Raw genomic sequence first — 18,272 nt, 5'->3', positions numbered from 1 at the left:
CGGTCGCGGTGTGCATCGACCGGACCGCGCGGACGGTCACCGACCAGGCCGGTGAGCAGCACCCGTACGACCTGCTCGTGCTGGCCACGGGCGCGCGCGCCCGAGTGCCGGACCTGTTCGGGCGCCGCGGTGCGGACGACCTGCCCGCCGGCGCGCACGCCCTGCGGACCCTGGACGACGCCCGCGAGATCGTCGCGGCCACGGTCAACGCGCGGCGCGCGGTGGTGGTCGGCGGGGGTGTGCTCGGCCTGGAGGTCGCCTGCGGGCTCGCCGGCCGCGGCGTGCACGTGACGGTCGTGCACGGTGGTCCGCACCTGATGGACCGCCAGCTCGACGCGACCGCCGCGGCCGTCGCCACCGGGCGGCTCACCGGTCTCGGCGTCTCGGTGCGCGTGTCGGCGCGCACCGAGGAGGCCATCGTGCGCGGCGGCCGGGTCACCGGGGTCCGGCTCGAGGCGGGGGAGACCCTGCCCGCCGACCTGCTGGTGCTCACCGCCGGCACGGTCGCGGAGGTCGACCTGGCGCAGCGGGCGGGTCTGGACGTGGCCCGGGGGATCGTCGTCGGGGACGACCTGGCCACGCTCGCGGACCCGCGCGTGTGCGCGATCGGCGACTGCGCCCAGCCGCCCGAGGGTGGGACCGGCCTCATCGCGCAGGGCTGGGACCAGGCCCGCCGCCTGGCGACCAGGCTCACGGACTCGGGGCAGCACGAGTCGCTGCCGACGATCGGGACCGACGTGATCAAGGTCAAGGGTGCCGGGCTCGACGTCGTGACGATGGGCGTCTGCGGGACGCCGCGGGGGGAGGCTGCGCCCGGCCGGCGGGTCAGCCTGAGCGACCCGGACGGGGGTCGGCACGTCGAGGTCGTCGTCCGCGACGGCCGCGTGGTCGGTGCCACGTGCGTCGGAGCCGGACCGGTCGCGGCCGACCTGGTCGCCGCCTACACGCGGGGCACGCCCGCGCCGCTCGACCCCGCTCAGCTGCTCCTGCGGCCCGTCGCCGGGTCCGCCGCACCCGCGGCCACACCGGTCAAGATGCCCGACCGTGCGGTGGTGTGCCGGTGCAACGGCGTCACCAAGGGCGACATCGTCGGCTGCTGGCGGCACGGTTCGCGGTCGGTCGAGGAGGTCGCCGCCGCGACCCGCGCGACGACCGGGTGCGGCGGCTGCAAGGACGCCGTCTGCGGCATCGTCGACTGGCTCCAGCAGACCGACCCCGACCAGCCGGCGCCGGTGCGCGAGCGGGTGTCGACGCCGTAGCCGCCACCTCACACCGGGCGCCCGCGCGGTGTGCGGGAAAGGTTCCGCCGGGGTAACGGCGCCGCACCCACGGCGCAACACCGGCTCCCTAGCGTGGGAGATGCCCCAGCCCCCCGACCGACGGAGCGTCCCATGACCCAGCACCTCGTCGTCGTCGGCGGCGGAATGGTCGCCCAACGCCTGGTCGAGGCGCTGCGCGACCGGGACGCCGCCGGGACCTGGCGCATCACCGTGCTGGCCGAGGAGCCGCGCCGCCCCTACGACCGGGTCGCGCTGACCAGCTACTTCTCGGGCCGCGACGCCGACGATCTCGCCCTCGGCGACCCGGCGCTGTGGGACGACCCCCTGGTCACGCTGGTCCGCGACGACGCCGTGGTCGCCGTCGACCGCGCGGCGAGCACCGTCACCACGGCCCGAGGCCGCACCGAGCACTACGACCACCTCGTCCTGGCCACGGGCTCGGCGGCCTGGGTGCCGCCGATCGAGGGCGCCGACCTGCCCGGGGTCTTCGTCTACCGCACGGTCGACGACGTGGCGGCGCTGCGCGGCTACGTCGAACGGATCGACCGCCCGGTCCGGGGAGCCGTCCTGGGCGGCGGCCTGCTCGGGCTCGAGGCGGCGGGCGCTCTGCAGGCGCTCGGCGCGACGACGACCGTGCTGCAGGTGGGCACGCACCTGATGTCCGCGCAGGTCGACCTCGGGGGTGGCGAGGCGCTGCGCCGGCTCATCAACCAGCTCGGTGTGGGCGTCCGGCTCAACGCGACGACCACCCGCATCCGCCCGCACCGCCGCGGTGGTGTCGGTCGGCTCGACCTGGCCGACGGCGGCCGCCTCGACGCGGACGTCGTCGTGATCGCCGCGGGCGTGCGGCCGCGCGACGAGCTCGGGCGTGCGGCCGACCTGGCCATCGGGGCGCGCGGCGGGGTCGTCGTCGACGACACCTGCCTGACCAGCGACCCGTCGATCTCCGCGATCGGCGAGGTGGCCTGCATCCAGGGCGCCTGCATCGGGCTCGTCGCGCCCGGGTACGCGATGGCCGAGATCACGGCCGACCGGCTGCTCGGCGGGGTCTCGGCCTTCCCGGGCGCGGACACGGCCACCGAGCTCAAGCTCGCGGGCGTCGACGTCGCGTCGTTCGGTGACGCGTTCGCCACGACGCCCGGTGCGCTGGAGATCGTCTGGGCGGACCCGGTGGGCGGTGTCTACAAGAAGCTCGTCATGTCCGACGATGCGCGCACCCTCCTGGGCGGCGTCCTTGTCGGCGACGCCTCCGCCTACGCCGGGCTGCGCCCGATGCTGGGCCGCGAGCTGCCCGGCGACCCGGCCGCCTTCCTGCTGCCCGAGGGTGGTGGAGGCGCGCCCGAGCTGGACCTCCCCGACGACGCGGGCGTCTGCTCGTGCAACAACGTCTCCGCGGGGACGATCCGCGGGGCGGTCACCGAGCACGCGTGCACCGACCTCGGCGCCGTCAAGGCGTGCACCCGCGCCGGCACGAGCTCGGCTCCTGCCTCCCGCTGGTGAAGAAGCTGATGACCACGGAGCTGACGAAGCAGGGGATCACGGTCAGCTCGTCCCTGTGCGAGCACTTCGCCCTGTCCCGCGCGCAGCTCTACGACGCCGTCCGGGTCTCGGGCGTCTCGTCGTTCACCCAGGTCATCGAGAGGTTCGGCACGGGCCGGGGCTGCGACATCTGCCGGCCGACGGTGGCGTCGATCTTGTCGACGACCGCCCCGGCGCACGTGCTCGAGGGTGAGCGGGCGGCGCTGCAGGACACCAACGACCACGTGATGGCCAACCTGCAGAAGGACGGCTCCTACTCGGTGGTGCCGCGCATCCCGGGCGGGGAGGTGACGCCCGAGGGGCTCATGGCGATCGGGTCGGTGGCGCAGGAGTTCGGGCTGTACACCAAGATCACCGGCGGTCAGCGCATCGACCTGTTCGGCGCGCGCATCGACCAGCTCCCGGTCATCTGGCAGCGGCTGGTCGACGCCGGGTTCGAGTCCGGGCACGCGTACGGCAAGTCGCTGCGGACGGTGAAGTCGTGCGTCGGGTCCACCTGGTGCCGGTTCGGCGTTCAGGACTCCGTGGCGCTCGCGGTCATGCTCGAGCTGCGCTACCGCGGCCTGCGCTCGCCGCACAAGATCAAGCTCGGGGTCTCGGGCTGCGCGCGCGAGTGCGCGGAGGCCCGCGGCAAGGACGTCGGGGTCATCGCGACCGACAAGGGCTGGAACGTCTACGTCGGCGGCAACGGAGGGTTCACGCCGCGGCACGCGCAGCCCTCGCGGAGGACCTGTCCACCGAAGCGCTGGTGCGGACGATCGACCGGTTCCTCCTGTACTACGTGCGCACGGCCGACCGGCTGCAGCGCACGGCGCCCTGGATCGACGACGTCGACGGCGGTCTCGCCGGGGTTCGGGCCGTGGTGATGGACGACGCGCTCGGGATCTGCGCCGACCTCGACGCGCAGATGGCGCGCCACGTCGACGAGTACGAGGACGAGTGGCGCGCGACCCTCGAGGATCCCGAGAAGCTGCGCCGGTTCGCGTCGTTCGTCAACGCCCCGCAGACCCCCGACCCGTCGCTCGCGTACGTCCCGGAGCGCGGCCAGTCCCGTCCGGCGAACGCGGTCGAGCGTGCCGCCGCCCTGCGGGGCGACCCCGTCCTGGTCGCCGGCACCACCTTGGAGGTCCGCTCATGACCGCGCTGCTGGGCACGTGGACCACGGTGTGCCTCCTGTCCGACCTCGCCCCCGAGCGGGGGGCCGCGGCACTGCTCGCCGACGACGAGCAGGTCGCCCTGTTCCGGCTCCTCGACGACCGCGTGTACGCCGTCCAGCAGCACGACCCGTTCAGCGACGCGTACGTGATCTCCCGAGGGATCGTGGGGTCGCGACGCGTCGACGGCGTCGACGTACCGACCGTGGCGTCGCCGATGTACAAGCAGGTCTTCGCCCTCGAGAGCGGGTCGTGCCTGGACGTCGCGGGAAAGGTTCCGGCGCGCGACCTGCCACCCGACCTGCGCACCTGGCCCGTCCGGGTCCGGGACGGGTTCGTCGAGGTCGCGTCGTGACGACGATGCTCGCGCTCGAGCTCACCGGCCGACGGGTGCTCGTGGTCGGCGGTGGGCCGGTGGCAGCTCGGCGGGTCCAGGCGCTGCTCGCCGACGCGGCGACCGTCGTCGTCGTCGCGCCGCAGCTGTGCGAGGCGCTGCGCGACCTGCACACGTGGGGACTGCTGGAGTGGCGCGCACGCGAGGTCGTCGAGGGGGATCTCGACGGCGCCTGGCTCGTGCACACGGCCACCGGCGACCGCGGCACCGATGCCGCGGTGGTCGGCTGGGCGCAGAAGCGGCAGACGTTCTGCGTCGACGCCGGCGCCTCCCAGGGCACCGCTCGGACGCCGGCGACGACGCAGCAGGGCGACGTGCTGGTCGGGGTGGTGAGCACGGGCCGGCCGGACCCGAGCCGCAGCCAGGTGGTCCGCGACGCGATCGCCACCCACCTGCGCGAGGGTCGCGTGGACCTCCGGAGGCGGCGCGCGGGCGTCGGCCGCGTCGTCCTGGTCGGCGGCGGACCGGGCGACGTCGGGCTGCTGACGCTCGCGGGCCGGCGAGCGCTCGCGGAGGCGGACGTCGTGGTGACCGACCGGCTCGGACCCGTGGACGTGCTCGACGAGCTGCCCGCCGACGTCGAGATCATCGACGTGGGCAAGACGCCTGGCCACCACCCCGTCCCGCAGCACGAGATCAGCCGGATCCTGGTCGAGCAGGCGCAACGCGGTCGCACCGTCGTGCGGCTCAAGGGCGGCGACCCGTTCGTGTACGGCCGCGGCGGCGAGGAGGTGCTCGCGTGCCGGGAGGCGGGCGTGGCGGTCGAGGTGATCCCAGGCGTGAGCAGCGCGTTCGGCGCGCCCGCGGCCGCCGGCATCCCGCTCACCCACCGCGGCACGGTCGGCGCGGTGCACGTGATGAACGGGCACGACGGCTGGTCCTCGGCCGCCCTGCTCGGGCTGCGCGAGGGGTCCTGCACCGTGGTGGTGCTCATGGGCGTCGGCGCGCTCCCGTCGCTGGTCGCGGCGGCGCTGGACGCGCGCGTCGACCCTCGGACGCCCGTCGCGCTGGTCGAGGACGGCACCCTGCCCGGTCAACGCGTCACGCGGGCGGCGCTGGTCGACGTCGTCGACGCCGCCGTGTCCGCCGGCGTCCGGGCACCGGCGGTCATCGTGCTCGGTGCGGTCGCGGCCGACGACCTCCTGACGAAACATCCAGCCGTCACAATGGCGTCGTGACCGAACCCATCGACCAGACGCTCGCCGGGTGCGTCGTGCTGGTCACCGCCGACCGGCGGTCGGCGGAGCTGGCCGCTGCGCTCGGTCGACGGGGTGCCGCCATCCGGCACGCGCCGGCGCTGAGCATGGTGCCGCACACCGACGACGCTGCCCTGCTCGAGGGCACCCGGTCCCTGCTGGCCGACCCTCCGGACACCGTCGTGGTCACCACGGGCATCGGTTTTCGCGGCTGGATCGAGGCCGCCGACGCGTACGGTCTGGCCGAGCCGCTGGTCGACATGCTGCGCGGCACCCGGATCGTCGCCCGCGGACCCAAGGCGCGCGGGGCGATCCAGGCCGCCGGGCTGACCGCCGACTGGGTGGCCGAGTCCGAGACGAGCGCCGAGATCGCGGAGGTGCTCCTGGACGAGGGGGTGGCGGGCCGGGACATCGCGGTGCAGCACCACGGAGCCGGCGCCGACGGGCTCGACGACGCGTTCGCCGCCGCCGGTGCCCGCGTCCGCAGCCTCGTGGTGTACCGCTGGGGGCCGCCCCCGGACTCGGCGGTGGTCGAGGCCTCCGTCCGGTCGGTCGCGGCCGGCGAGGTCGACGCGGTCGTGTTCACGTCTGCTCCCGGGGCCGCCGCCTGGCTCGCGGCCGCCGACGACGCAGGGGTCGCCGACCAGGTCGTGCGGCTCAGCAGGCGGGGGAGCGTCGTGATGGCGGCCGTGGGCCCGATCACGGCCCGGCCGCTGCAGGAGCGCGGGATCGAGCCGCTGGTGCCCGAACGCGGCCGGCTCGGTTCGCTCGTCCGCGCGGTGGTCGGCCACTACGGCGGCCTGGCGGCGCTGCAGACGGTCGCCGGACCGCTGCAGGTGCACCGCGGCGCGGCGGTGCTCGACGGTCGGGTGCTCGCCCTGACGCCGACGGGTCTCGAGGTGCTGCGCCTGCTGGTCAAGGCCGGCGGGTCGGTGGTGCCGCGCGAGCACGTGCTGGCCGTCCTGCCCGGTGAGTCCACCGATCCCCACGCCGCCGAGGTCGCCATCGCTCGCCTGCGTGACGCGACCGGCAGCCGGGCGCTCATCAAGACCGTCGTCAAGAGGGGTTACCGTCTCCAGCTGGAGGAGGTTCGATGACCAACGCACTGCACGCCCGCGGACCTGTGCCCGACCACCCGTCGCAGGCCCACCCTGTGCTCGTCGGCTGCTCGCACGGGACCGACGACGTCGTCGGTCGTGCCGCCGTGCGGTCGATCCTCACGGGCGCCGCCGCGGCGCGCCCCGAGCTGGACGTGCGTGAGGCCTTCGTCGACGTGCAGCAGCCGGAGGTGGCCAACGTCGTCGCGGACGCCCTCGACGGGGACGCCGCGGGTGCGGTCGTCGTGCCGCTGCTGCTGTCGGGCGGCTTCCACGTGAAGGTGGACATCGCCGCCGCCGTCGACCAACCGGGCGCGACCGCAGCGTCGCCGCTGGGTCCGGATCCTCGCCTGGTGGACATCCTGGTCGACCGCCTCCGGGCCGTCGAGCTCGCCCCCGGGGACCTCGTCGTGCTCGCCGCCGCCGGCTCGACCGACCCGGCCGCCGCGCTGGCCGTGGAGCAGGTCGCGGCGGGACTCGCCGACCGGATCCCGCAGCCCGTGACCATCGGCTACGGCGCCGGCGCCGAACCGCGCGTGCCGGCTGCCGTCGCCGCCGCCCGGGCGGACCTGCCTCCGGGCGGTCGCGTCGTCGTGGCGTCGTACCTGCTGGCGCCGGGGTACTTCCACGACCGCGTGCTGGAGGCGGGGGCCGACGTGGTCACCGAGCCGCTCGCACCCGACGACCGGCTGGTCGAGATCGTCCTGGACCGGTACGACGCAGCGACGTGACGGACCGGGGACGCCCGTGTCCCCGGCCCGCCCCGAGGGTCAGCCGATGCGTCGCCGGACCAGGCTAGCGACGCCGATCCCCGCCGCGAACAGCACGATCGCGACCACGAGCCGGGCGAGCGCGTAGACGCCCGACCCGTCGGCGCCCGCGATGTCGATCGAGTACGCCGTGGCCCCCGTCGCACCCGCCGGCGCCCCGTAGGCCATCGACTCGTCCGCGGCGCGCTGCGCACCTGCCGCGAGCACCGCGTACTTCACGCCGAAGTCCGCGGCGGTCTGCTCGCCGTTCGCGACGACCTGCGACGTCCCCTCGTCCGAGAGCTGCTGCGTCCCGTCGACCAGCGCGGGGGCACCCGCCGCTGCGTCGCCGAGCCCGTCGGCCAGCTGGGTCGACCCCGCGGCGGCGTCGCGCAGGCCGTCGGACAGCTGGCCCGCACCCGCGCTGAGCTGGTGCGCACCGGTGCCGAGGCGGCCGAGCCCGTCGGCGAGCGCGTCACCGCCGTCGCTGAGCTGGTCGGTGCCGGCCTGCAGCGAGTGCACCCCGCCGCGCAGCGTGCCGTCCGCCCGGGTGTCGTCGCCGTCGCCGACGCCCTTCTGCACCGCGGACACGACGCCCGCGACGAGCGCGGTGACCCCGGCGTCGACCTGGGCGACACCTTCGAGCAGCCCGTCCTGCGGGCAGCCGCCGAGCGAGGTGCGGCTGAGTCCGCACTCGACCGCACCGAGCCCGGCGGTCAGCCCGGTCGGTCCGCTGCCCAGCCCCGTCGAGACGGCGGTCGCCGTGCCCGCCAGCGTGGCGAGCGCAGTCCCGGCGGTGGCGCCGAGGCCGGACAGCGAGTCGAGGTAGGCCTGCTGGTCGGCGACGTTCGGCATCGAGGCCGCGTAACCGCCGAGCGTGGTCAGTGCCCCGGCCAGCTGGGTGCTCAGCGCCTTGGCGCCGTCGGCCATCTGCGCGTTCACCGCGGACGCATGGGCGGCACCCTGGCGCGCCTGGTCGACCCCGAACAGCAGCGTGCCGGCGGTGGTCGTCGACCCGATCGCACCGCGCACACGGGCGATCCCGTCGTGCAGGGGCTTCGCCTGGGCGGGCAGCGTGCCGACGTCGCCGTACATCTTGGTCAGTCCGGCGTCGACCTGGGCGAGGCCGTGGTCGACCTGGCCGAGGCCGGCGATGAGCTGGGGTGCCTTCGAGCGCGCCTCGCTGAGGCCGGCGTCGAGCGTGCGGGCGCCGACGGCGAGCGCGGCGGCCCCGGGTGCGGCGTCGTCGTTGAGCCCGCTCGACAGCTGGGTGGCGCCGTCGTGCAGCTGCAGCAGGCCGGCCAGCAGCTGGGCGGAGCCGTCGTGCAGCTTCAGCACGCTGTCGTCGATCTGCAGGGCGCCCGCGGTCAGGTCGACGCCCTTCTGTGCACCGGCCTGGTAGCTGGCCGACCCGTCCTTGAACGACGGGTAGTCGAGCGGCGAGACCGCCATCGACGTGAGGTTGGCGGGGGGCACCAGGCCGTGCGCGACGTGTGCGGTGTAGCCGAACTCGGCGGTGTCCGAGCCGATGGGCGGGAACAAGGTCATCTGGAACGTCAGGCGCGTCCCGCCGTGGCCGTCGCCGGCCGCTCCGGCCTCGTCGGACGACACGTCCGTGAAGCTCGCCGGCAGGGTGGTGACCAGCTGGCCGATCATCGGGACGACCGTCTGGGCGGACGCGGTCGTGCGCGTGCCGGTGCCGTCGTCGTAGGTCACGTCCTGGGTGCGTCCGGTGGTGTTGGTGACCACGTAGTGCACGCCGAGCGTGCCGGTACGGCCCACGACGTTGCCCGGATCGACCGGCTTGCCGTCCAGGGTGTAGCTGACCTTGACCGTGAGCGGCAGGTCCTTGTCGTAGTCGCTGACGGAGCGCTGCCGCCGCTCGCCGTCGACGGTGACGTGGCTGACCAGGGAACCGTCGACCACCTGGAAGCCGGTGAACCCGTCGAGGTTGCGCAGCCCCTTCGTCGAGACCGGGTTCCGGATGGTGGCCGTGCCGTGGCCGGAGAGGGCGGAGCTGGTCGTACACGCGCGCCTCGACGAGCGTGCCTGTCGCGTCGAGCTTGGCCTGGACGGTCTCGGTGTTGGTGACGGCGACGTCGCCGGAGTCGGCCGCGGCGGCGGGGGCGCTCGCGGCGCCCAGGGTCAGGGGGAGCAGGACCGCGGCGACGCCGGCGATGGCCAGGGAGCGGCGCACGTCAGGCCTCCGGCTGGTTGTCGAAGGGGAGGGCGGAGACGACTCGCGGGCGTCGTCGGCCCGCTCGCGCTCGCGCTCCTGGACGATCTGCGGCCCCAGCAGCGCGGTCGCGAGGAAGCCGGCGCCGGCCGCGAGCAGGATCGACGTCGCCGTCGTCGCCGACGAACCGACGAAGGCCGTCGGGTCGGCCGAGTAGGTCGCCTCGTACGCGCCGGTCAGCGCGGCGGCACCGAGCAGGGTGGACCACAGGGGCAGGCGACCGCGGGTCCCGGCGGCGACCGCGAGGCAGGCGAGCAGGACGAGCAGGACCGCCACGGCGCGACCCGACGTGGCGTCCGGCAGCACGGCGGCGCGAAGCGCGTACCCGAGCCAGGCGGCGACGAACCCGACGGCGAACCCGCCGACGCGGTGGGCCGGGGACCGGTCCGGGACGAGTCCGAGGGTGCCGCCGAGCGCCGCACCGAGCAGCGCGACGCCTTGCAGCTCGGGGGAGGCGAACAGGACGACCGCCGTCGTGACGAGGGCGAGGACGAGCCCCGCCAGGATGTACCGCTTCATGACCACCCCGTCGTGGTTGTGCCGGCGAGCAGGGGCGTGCCCCGCTCGACCAGGTGCTGGGAGTGGGTCCGCCGGAAGGAGCGGTCCGCGCTCGCGATCGCCGTTGAGCGCGTTGCGAACCGGACCCTCGGGCGGAACCCGGGCACTGTCTAGCACCCGGCGCGACACCTGAGCCATGCGGTACTAGGTAACTGGTGGCCGGTACTACATACATTGTTACCGGTCCGTAACCTGAGACCCCGCTGTGGGCCTCCGGTCACCCGTCAGAGGTAACGCAGCGGGTCGAACTCCTCGAGCGGGATGATCCGCAGGCGCGGCAGCTGGACGTTGAACGCCGCGACGTCGCCCTCGAGGTCGAAGGTCGAGAGCCCCTTCGCGGTGAGGGCGGCCAGCTGGGTGCTGGTGAACTCCCGGAACGCGAGGAGGCCCACCCGACGCTGCTCGTCGTCCACCAGGACCTCGAGCTCGGGCGCGAAGTCGCCGTCGTGGCTGGCCAGGAGCACGTCGCCGGGGCGGGTCGCGATGGCCTCGAGCGTCCGCTTGATGCCGATGTCGACGACCTTCTCCCACGACTCGCCCGACAGCGGGATCGGTTGGAAGCCGATGGCCAGGAGCGCCTGGACGAACGACATCGGGAGCGAGCCGCTCGACGCGTTGAGGAAGAAGAGGGCCTTGACCGGCTGGTCCCACGTCTGCTGCGCGAAGGTGAGCACGCGCTCCCAGCGCGGCCGCTGCTCCGGGGTCGGCCTGCCGCCGAGGATCGACGAGCCGAGGGTGGCGTCGATGTTCTCGCCGTCGACCAGCAGGTACGTCGTTCCACCACTCGTGCGCGGGGCGGCCTCGGTGCTCATCGCCCGAGCGTATCGGCAGGTGGATCGCGGGGTGCGGTCCGGAACAGGGTCGGCCCGCGACCTGTTGAGGATGCATACGTACGCATGGACACGAAGGGGAGCGCGGTGAGCGAGAGCACGGACCTGCCGGGGACGCGCGAGGCGGCGCAGGCGTGGGAGTCGCTGTTCCGCGCCCAGGTGGCGTTGATGCGCCGCTTCCAGCGCGACGACGTGTGGGGACCCCTGACGATCCGCGAGTACGACGTGCTGTTCACGCTCTCGGGCTGCCCGGGCGGCGCGGCGCGGCTGCGGGAACTGGGCGAGGGCAGCCTCCTCACCCAGCCGAGCCTGTCCCGGATGGTCGAGCGGCTGGAGCACGACGGGCTGGTCACGCGCGGGCCGGTCGAGGGCGATGCCCGGGGCGTGCTGGTCACCCTGACGCCCGAGGGTGGGCGGATGCAGCGCGAGATCGGCCGACGACACGTGCGCAGCATCCGGCACCTCGTCGGCGGGGCCCTGGACTCCGAGGAGCTGGCCACCCTGCGCGCGCTCACCGACAAGCCCCGGTCGGCGCAGGCCGACATCCCCGATCCGACGCCCGGGACCCCGTGACACACTGCTGTGCTGCACTTGCAACTCCCTGCAAGCGGTTTGCGTCACGGCGCGTACGATGACGCACATGTCACGGCGACTCGCAGAGGTAGCGCGCAAGGTTGGTGTCTCCGAGGCAACCGTGAGCAGAGTGCTCAACGGCAAGCCCGGAGTGTCCGAGTCCACCCGCGAGGCGGTCCTGACCGCGCTCGACGTCCTTGGCTACGAACGGCCCACCAAGCTGCGCGGCGAGCGGGCCCGACTGGTCGGGCTCGTCCTGCCCGAGCTGCAGAACCCGATCTTCCCCGCGTTCGCCGAGGTGGTCGGCGGAGCGCTCGCGCAGCAGGGGTTCACGCCCGTGCTGTGCACGCAGACGGCCGGCGGCGTGTCCGAGGCCGACTACGTCGAGCTGCTCCTGGGGCAGCAGGTCTCGGGCATCGTGTTCGCGGGCGGCCACTACGCCCAGCGCGACGCCACGCACGAGCACTACGAGCGTCTGACGGGTCGGAACCTGCCCGTCGTGCTCATCAACGCGTCCATCGAAGAGCTGCCGTTCCCGCGCGTGTCGTGCGACGACGAGGTGGCGATCGAGCAGGCGATCGGGCACCTGGCGTCGCTCGGGCACGCGACGATCGGCCTGGTCCTGGGGCCGATCGACCACGTCCCCTCGGAGCGAAGCTGCGCGCGGCGCAGGTGATCATGCGGCGGCTGGGCCTGGAGCTCAACGAGTCGCACGTGGTCCGCAGCGCCTACTCGCTCGAGAGCGGGCAGGCCGCGGGCAACCGGCTGCTCCGCGAGGGCGTCACCGGGATCGTGTGCGCGAGCGACCCGTTGGCGCTCGGCGTGATCCGGGCCGCGCGCCGCGCGGGTCTGAACGTCCCGGACGACGTCTCAGTGGTCGGGTACGACGACTCCGCCTTCATGAGCTGCACCGAGCCACCGCTCACCACGGTGCGCCAGCCGATCGAGCCGATGGGCCGGGCCGCGATCGACCTGCTGGTCAGCCAGATCCACGGCGCCGCGGTCCCGCACGACGACTTCCTGTTCGAGCCCGAGCTCGTGGTGCGCGGCTCGACCGGTCCGGCGCGCGTGCGGCACGTCGCGGCGGTGTAGGCGCACGGTCGTCTCGCGATCGTCACCTCGCGGTGCGAGGCAGGCCGTGGGGCGCTCCACGAGATCGTGGCAGCCCCGGCGCGCCCGTCGCGGACCCGGCTGCCGACGCGCCCGAACCCCTCGACGCCGTCCGGCGGCGGGGCCCGGGTCTCGACCTGCCGCTGGCTGGCGCGAACTCATCGAGTTACGGCCTCCGTTTGGTCACACTTCGATAACTAGACTGTCAGGTTCTTGCGTACTTTCAGTCGAGTCCTTTAGTGTCCATCTCGCGACGATGACGTTGGCGATGGCACATGAGAGACGAGACCGCAGTGACGCAGCCTCAACCCGAGACCGACCCCCAGTGGTGGCGCGGTGCGGTGATCTACCAGGTCTACCCGCGCAGCTTCGCGGACGGGAACGGTGACGGCACCGGCGACCTGGAGGGCCTGCGTCAGCGCCTGCCGTACCTGCGGGACCTCGGCGTGGACGCGATCTGGGTCACCCCCTGGTATGTCTCCCCGCTGGCCGACGGCGGCTACGACGTGGCCGACTACCGGGCCATCGACCCCGCGTTCGGCACGATCGCACAGGCCGAGCGGCTGATCGACGAGGCCCTCACGCTGGGGATCCGCACGATCATCGACGTCGTCCCCGACCACGTCTCCGACCAGCACGCGTGGTTCCAGGCGGCCCTCGCCGCGGGTCCCGGCTCGCCGGAGCGTGCCCGGTTCTGGTTCCACCCGGGCAAGGGTGAGAACGGCGACGAGATCCCCACCCACTGGGTCTCCGACTTCCAGGGCAGCACCTGGACGCGCACGACGAACCCCGACGGCACCCCCGGCGAGTGGTACCTGCACCTGTTCGCGCCGGCCCAACCGGACGTCAACTGGAGCCACCCGGAGGTCGTCGCGGAGTTCGAGGACGTCCTGCGCTTCTGGTTCGACCGCGGCGTGGCCGGCATCCGGATCGACTCGGCCGCCCTGCTCATCAAGGACCCGGAACTGCCCGAGGTGCCCGAGCACCCCGGTCCCGGCGAGCACCCGCACGTGGACCGCGACGAGCTGCACGACGTCTACCGCAGCTGGCGCGCCGTCGCCGACTCCTACGCGGGCACGCGCGTCCTCGTCGGCGAGGTCTGGCTCCGCGACACCGACCGGTTCGCGCTGTACCTGCGCCCCGACGAGATGCACACGGCCTTCAACTTCGACTTCATGGCCCGTCCGTGGGACGCCAAGGAGCTGCGCGAGTCGATCGAGCTGACCCTGGCCGCGCACGGCCCGGTCGGTGCGCCGGCCACGTGGGTCCTGTCCAACCACGACGTCACGCGGCCGGTCACCCGGTACGGCCGCGAGGACAGCTCGTTCGCGTTCACCGCCAAGCGGTTCGGCACGACGACGGACCTCACGGTCGGCCTGCGCCGCGCCAGGGCCGCTGCGATGCTCACCGCGGCGCTGCCCGGCTCCCTGTACATCTACCAGGGCGACGAGCTGGGTCTGCCCGAGGTGGAGGACCTGCCGCTGGAGCTGCTGCAGGACCCCATGCACTTCCGATCCGAGGGCGTCGACCCCGGCCGGGACGGCTGCCGCGTGCCGCTGCCCTGGTCCGGGACGTCCGCCCCGTTCGGGTTCAGTCCTGCCGGCGCGACCGCGAAGCCTTGGCTTCCGCAGCCCGCCGGCTGGAGCGCGCTCACCGTCGAGGGACAGGAGTCGGACCACGCGTCGACGCTCCACCTGTACCGCGACGTGCTCGCGCTGCGTCGCTCCGAGCCCACCCTGGGCGACGGCCCGTTGAGCTGGCTCGACCAGCTCGACACCACCGACGACGTGCTCGCCTTCGCCCGCGGCGATCTCGTGTGCGTCGTCAACCTGGGCGATGCGCCCGCACCTCTGCCCGCCCACACCGACATCCTGCTCACGAGCGCGCCGCTCGAAGCAGGGCTGCTCCCGCGCGACACCGCCGCGTGGTTGCGAACAGCACGACCCTGAACACCCGCCCCCGCACGAACCAGACCGACGGAACGCCCGTACGACCCCGACCCGGCACCCTGCCAGGTTCGGACTATCTCCCGAAGGAGTGACGATGAGGTCCTCACGCACCACCGCGCTCGCCATGGCCGGTGCGCTGTCCCTCGGCCTGCTGGCCGCGTGCAGCTCGAACGACAGCTCCAGCGGCGACTCGTCCGCATCCGCGTCCGGCGACGCCAAGGTGACCATCACGGTCGCCGGGCTCCAGCCGGGCGCCGAGCAGACGGCCGTCGACGCACTGAACGAGCGCGTCACGCAGTTCGAGGCCAAGTACCCGAACATCACGATCAAGACGCAGGAGTACAACTGGCTCGCGTCGACCTTCGCGGCCGACCTCGCCGGTGGCACGCTGCCCACGGTGTTCGAGGTCCCGGCCACGGACACCAAGACCCTGATCCAGAACGGCCAGCTGGCCGACATCGACTCCCAGGTCAAGCAGCTCTCGTACGCGAACGACTTCAACAAGGAGGTCCTGGCGGCCGGCCTGAGCGACGACGGCAAGATCTACGCGGTGCCGGCCAAGTCGATCTACGCCGTGGCCCTGCACTACAACCGGAAGCTCTTCACGGACGCCGGTCTGGACCCGAACAAGCCGCCGACGACGTGGGACGAGATCCGGGCCGACGCCAAGACCATCCACGACAAGACCGGCACGCCCGGTTACGCGATGATGGCGCTGGACAACGCGGGCGGCTGGGCTCACCGCTGCGGCCTACTCCCGCGGCGGCCGCACCCAGACGCTGAAGGACGGCAAGTACACGGCCACGCTCACGGACCCGGCGGTCAAGCAGTCGCTCGAGTTCCTGGCTGACCTCAAGAAGGACGGCTCGCTGTTCGACAACACCCAGCTCGGCTGGGGCGACATCAACGGCGACTTCGCCGCCGGCCAGTTCGCCATGTACACGTCCGGCTCCGACATCTACACCGCCCTGGTGCAGAACAACGGCGTCACCAAGGACAGCCTGGACTACGGGCTGACGGCGCTGCCCACCACGTCCGACAAGAGCTCGGGCACGCTCGGCGGCGGCACGTACGCGGCCGTCGACCCGAAGGCGACCGACGCGGAGAAGGACGCCGCGGTCAAGTGGATCGACTTCTGGTACCTGTCCAAGCTGGTCGACCAGACCCAGGCCGTGGCCGACGCCAAGATCCTCGCGGAGCAGTCCCCGCCGCAGGCCGTCGGGACCCCCACGCTCCCGATCTTCAGCAAGGAGCAGTACACGACCTCGCTGGGCTGGATCAAGGACTACGTCAACGTCCCGCTCGACAACATGAAGGGCTACACGGACGTCATGTTCACGCAGCCCGTCATCCCTGAGGCGGCGCGTGCCACCCAGGAGACCTACGGCCTGCTCTTCCCGATCGTCCAGGCCGTCATGACGGACCCGAACTCCGACATCGACAAGCTGCTGGCTGCAGCGAACACGCAGTCGCAGGCCCTGATCGACCAGGCGGGCTGATCCACCTCGACGGTGCCCGACCGGGTTCATCCCCGGTCGGGCACCGTCGGACCGCCGCCTGGCCGCCGAACGACCGAACGTCACGTACCGAGAGAAGGACCCGATGACCACCACCGACGCCGTCGTCGAAGAGCGACGATCTGCGAGACGCTCCCCGGTCACCTGGGTCAAGGGCGGCGGGCTGACCACGCTCCTGTTCGCCCTGCCGATGCTGATCATCTTCGGGGTCTTCTCCTGGGCGCCGATCGTCAAGGCCGTCGTGATGAGCTTCCAGAAGACGAACCTCATCACCACCTCCTGGGTAGGCCTGCAGAACTTCCAGCGGGTCTTCGACGACCCGGTGCTCCCCATCGCCGTACGCAACACCGCCTACTTCGCGCTGCTGGCGCTCATCTTCGGCTACCCGGTCCCGCTGATCGCGGCCGTGCTGATGAGCGAGGCCCGACGCATGAAGGGCCTCTTCTCGGCCCTCGCCTACCTGCCCGTCGTGGTCCCGCCGGTGGTCGCGGTGCTGCTGTGGAAGTTCTTCTACGACCCGCGGCCCGAGGGCGTGTTCAACACGATCATCGGCTACGTCGGGATACCACCCCAACCCTGGTTGCAGAGCGCGACGTCGGCCATGCCCTCGCTCGTGCTCGAGGCCACGTGGGCCGCGGCCGGCGGCACCGTGATCATCTACCTGGCCGCCCTGACCAGCGTGCCCACCGAGCTCTACGACGCGGCCGAGGTCGACGGCGCCTCCATCTGGGGGAAGATCTGGCACGTCACGATGCCGCAGCTGCGCGGCGTCCTGCTCATCACCTTCATCCTGCAGATCATCGGGACCGCCCAGGTGTTCCTCGAGCCCTACCTGTTCACGGGCGGTGGTCCGGCCAACGCGACCGTGACGGTGCTGCTCCTGGTGTACCGGTACGCGTTCCAGAACAGCCTCGGCGGGAACTACGGCATGGCCACGGCGCTGAGCCTCATGCTCGCCGTGTTCCTGGCCGTGATGTCCCTCATCTACTTCCGGATCACCCGTAGCTGGAGCACCTCGTGACCACCACCACGCCGACCCCCGGCAACGTCCCGCTCCCCGAGGCGTCCGAGACGCCGTTCGACGAGGGCGGCGCGCTGGCCCCCGACGCGGAGCAGGTCCTGCGGACGGACGCCGTCCGCGAGGACGTCGACCGCACCGTGCTGTCCGTCGCCGACTGGCGTCGCCCGCGCGTGCGGCGCACGTGGAACGCCATCCACGTGGTGCTGCTGATCCTGCTGGTCGTCGTGTGCGTCGGTCCGCTGCTGCTGCTGGCCAAGTTCGCGGTCACCCCGACGATCGACATCCTGCGCTCGCCGCTCGCGTTCTTCCCCAACGGCGTCAAGTGGTCCAACCTGCACGACGCCTGGTACGGCATCGACATCAGCAAGTACTTCGTCAACACGGTCGTGCTGGCGATCGGGTCGTGGGCCTCGCAGCTGATCGTCGCGACCACCGGCGGGTTCGTCCTGTCGGTGCTGCGGCCGCGGTGGGCGCGCTATGCGCAGGCGCTCGTGCTGGCCACCCTGTTCGTGCCGGCCGTCGTGCTGCTGGTGCCGCTCTACCTGATCATCCTGCACCCGCCGCTGATCGATCACTCCCTGGTCAACTCCTACTGGGCGGTCTGGCTGCCTGCCGGCGCGAGCGCGTTCAACGTCGTGCTCGTCGCCCGGTTCTTCGACAACCTCCCGCGCGAGGTGTTCGAGGCCGCCCGGATGGACGGCGCCGGCCCGTTCCGGCTGTTCTGGTCGATCGTGCTGCCCATGAGCAAGCCGATCCTCGGCGTGGTGTCCGTGTTCGCGGTCATCGCGTCGTGGAAGGACTTCCTGTGGCCGCTGCTGGTGCTGCGCAACCCCGACCTGCAGCCGCTCTCGGTGCGCCTGCCGTCCCTCGAGGCCACCACCGACAAGGGCACCCTGATGGCGGCCTACGCGATCGCGACCGTCATCCCGATCGTGATGTTCCTGATCTTCCAGCGCATGTTCCTGCGCGGCGCCGGCCTCGGTGGCGCGGTCAAGGGCTGACGCCCGGCGATTCTGACAACGCGTCCCGACAATCTCACGCGCCCGGTGGTCCCCCGACCGCCGGGCGC

At 72.8% G+C, this 18,272-nt stretch carries 13 protein-coding genes and 2 pseudogenes; 13 read left to right on the top strand and 2 right to left on the bottom strand.

What is annotated here, in order from left to right; translation table 11 throughout:
- The first annotated feature begins 8 nt into the window (after nt 1-8).
- From AC38ZX_RS15620 to AC38ZX_RS15595, 6 genes and pseudogenes are all read left to right on the top strand, one after another.
- The gene (locus tag AC38ZX_RS15620; RefSeq protein WP_491295110.1) at nt 9-1,259 is read left to right on the top strand and encodes an FAD-dependent oxidoreductase; all 1,251 of its coding nucleotides are present in this window, start codon (nt 9-11) and stop codon (nt 1,257-1,259) included.
- A gap of 132 nt (nt 1,260-1,391) precedes the next feature.
- Nucleotides 1,392-3,957 (top strand): annotated as a pseudogene (gene nirB, locus AC38ZX_RS15615) (nitrite reductase large subunit NirB).
- On the top strand, nt 3,954-4,328 hold the full coding sequence (nirD, locus tag AC38ZX_RS15610; protein ID WP_426592822.1) for a nitrite reductase small subunit NirD: 375 nt from the start codon (nt 3,954-3,956) through the stop codon (nt 4,326-4,328). Before nirB ends, nirD begins: the two are co-directional and overlap by 4 nt.
- 5 nt (nt 4,329-4,333) lie before the next feature.
- Nucleotides 4,334-5,545 carry a uroporphyrinogen-III C-methyltransferase gene (gene cobA / locus AC38ZX_RS15605; RefSeq protein ID WP_491297450.1) on the top strand — a complete coding sequence of 404 codons (1,212 nt, stop codon included), beginning with the start codon at nt 4,334-4,336 and terminating at the stop codon, nt 5,543-5,545.
- On the top strand, nt 5,542-6,660 hold the full coding sequence (locus tag AC38ZX_RS15600) for a uroporphyrinogen-III synthase (RefSeq protein ID WP_426592821.1): 1,119 nt from the start codon (nt 5,542-5,544) through the stop codon (nt 6,658-6,660). Before cobA ends, AC38ZX_RS15600 begins: the two co-directional genes overlap by 4 nt.
- The gene (locus tag AC38ZX_RS15595; RefSeq protein WP_426592820.1) at nt 6,657-7,391 is read left to right on the top strand and encodes a sirohydrochlorin chelatase; all 735 of its coding nucleotides are present in this window, start codon (nt 6,657-6,659) and stop codon (nt 7,389-7,391) included. The genes AC38ZX_RS15600 and AC38ZX_RS15595 overlap by 4 nt, the downstream gene beginning before the upstream one ends.
- A gap of 39 nt (nt 7,392-7,430) precedes the next feature.
- On the opposite strand, the gene AC38ZX_RS15590 is transcribed toward AC38ZX_RS15595, so the two are convergent.
- Both AC38ZX_RS15590 and AC38ZX_RS15585 read right to left on the bottom strand, forming a co-directional pair.
- On the bottom strand, nt 7,431-9,335 hold the full coding sequence (locus tag AC38ZX_RS15590; RefSeq protein WP_491295109.1) for a hypothetical protein: 1,905 nt from the start codon (nt 9,333-9,335) through the stop codon (nt 7,431-7,433).
- Between the two features lie 1,092 nt (nt 9,336-10,427).
- On the bottom strand, nt 10,428-11,015 hold the full coding sequence (locus AC38ZX_RS15585) for an NYN domain-containing protein (protein WP_491295108.1): 588 nt from the start codon (nt 11,013-11,015) through the stop codon (nt 10,428-10,430).
- A gap of 84 nt (nt 11,016-11,099) precedes the next feature.
- Between AC38ZX_RS15585 and AC38ZX_RS15580 the strand changes: the two genes are divergently transcribed.
- The 7 genes and pseudogenes from AC38ZX_RS15580 (at nt 11,100) to AC38ZX_RS15550 (ending at nt 18,204) form a co-directional block, all read left to right on the top strand.
- Nucleotides 11,100-11,606 (top strand): MarR family winged helix-turn-helix transcriptional regulator, encoded by a 507-nt coding sequence (locus AC38ZX_RS15580; RefSeq protein WP_491295107.1) that lies wholly within the window; start codon nt 11,100-11,102, stop codon nt 11,604-11,606.
- Nucleotides 11,607-11,673: 67 nt separating this feature from the next.
- A pseudogene (locus AC38ZX_RS15575) lies at nt 11,674-12,698 on the top strand (LacI family DNA-binding transcriptional regulator).
- 293 nt (nt 12,699-12,991) lie between these two features.
- Nucleotides 12,992-14,665, top strand: coding sequence for a glycoside hydrolase family 13 protein (locus AC38ZX_RS15570; RefSeq protein ID WP_491295106.1), 1,674 nt, complete (start codon nt 12,992-12,994; stop codon nt 14,663-14,665).
- 94 nt (nt 14,666-14,759) lie between these two features.
- Nucleotides 14,760-15,515, top strand: coding sequence for an ABC transporter substrate-binding protein (locus tag AC38ZX_RS15565; protein WP_491295105.1), 756 nt, complete (start codon nt 14,760-14,762; stop codon nt 15,513-15,515).
- Nucleotides 15,445-16,164, top strand: coding sequence for an extracellular solute-binding protein (locus AC38ZX_RS15560; protein WP_491297448.1), 720 nt, complete (start codon nt 15,445-15,447; stop codon nt 16,162-16,164). The genes AC38ZX_RS15565 and AC38ZX_RS15560 overlap by 71 nt, the downstream gene beginning before the upstream one ends.
- Nucleotides 16,165-16,267: 103 nt before the next feature.
- A complete protein-coding gene (locus tag AC38ZX_RS15555; protein WP_491295104.1) occupies nt 16,268-17,203 on the top strand; it encodes a carbohydrate ABC transporter permease in 936 nt (311 codons plus the stop codon).
- Nucleotides 17,200-18,204 carry a carbohydrate ABC transporter permease gene (locus tag AC38ZX_RS15550; protein ID WP_426592811.1) on the top strand — a complete coding sequence of 335 codons (1,005 nt, stop codon included), beginning with the start codon at nt 17,200-17,202 and terminating at the stop codon, nt 18,202-18,204. Before AC38ZX_RS15555 ends, AC38ZX_RS15550 begins: the two co-directional genes overlap by 4 nt.
- The last annotated feature ends 68 nt before the right edge of the window (nt 18,205-18,272 follow it).

It is taken from the genome of Cellulomonas sp. McL0606, assembly GCF_058248365.1.
This window is presented reverse-complemented; position numbering and strand designations above follow the sequence as displayed.

Excerpts from the sequence above, each read along its gene's own strand:
- nirD (WP_426592822.1), top strand. The coding sequence starts at position 3,954 with ATGACCGCGCTGCTGGGCACGTGGACCACGGTGTGCCTCCTGTCCGAC.
- AC38ZX_RS15580 (WP_491295107.1), top strand. The coding sequence starts at position 11,100 with ATGGACACGAAGGGGAGCGCGGTGAGCGAGAGCACGGACCTGCCGGGG.
- AC38ZX_RS15555 (WP_491295104.1), top strand. The coding sequence starts at position 16,268 with ATGACCACCACCGACGCCGTCGTCGAAGAGCGACGATCTGCGAGACGC.
- AC38ZX_RS15570 (WP_491295106.1), top strand. The coding sequence starts at position 12,992 with ATGAGAGACGAGACCGCAGTGACGCAGCCTCAACCCGAGACCGACCCC.
- AC38ZX_RS15595 (WP_426592820.1), top strand. The coding sequence starts at position 6,657 with ATGACCAACGCACTGCACGCCCGCGGACCTGTGCCCGACCACCCGTCG.
- AC38ZX_RS15585 (WP_491295108.1), bottom strand. The coding sequence starts at position 11,015 with ATGAGCACCGAGGCCGCCCCGCGCACGAGTGGTGGAACGACGTACCTG.
- AC38ZX_RS15565 (WP_491295105.1), top strand. The coding sequence starts at position 14,760 with ATGAGGTCCTCACGCACCACCGCGCTCGCCATGGCCGGTGCGCTGTCC.
- cobA (WP_491297450.1), top strand. The coding sequence starts at position 4,334 with ATGCTCGCGCTCGAGCTCACCGGCCGACGGGTGCTCGTGGTCGGCGGT.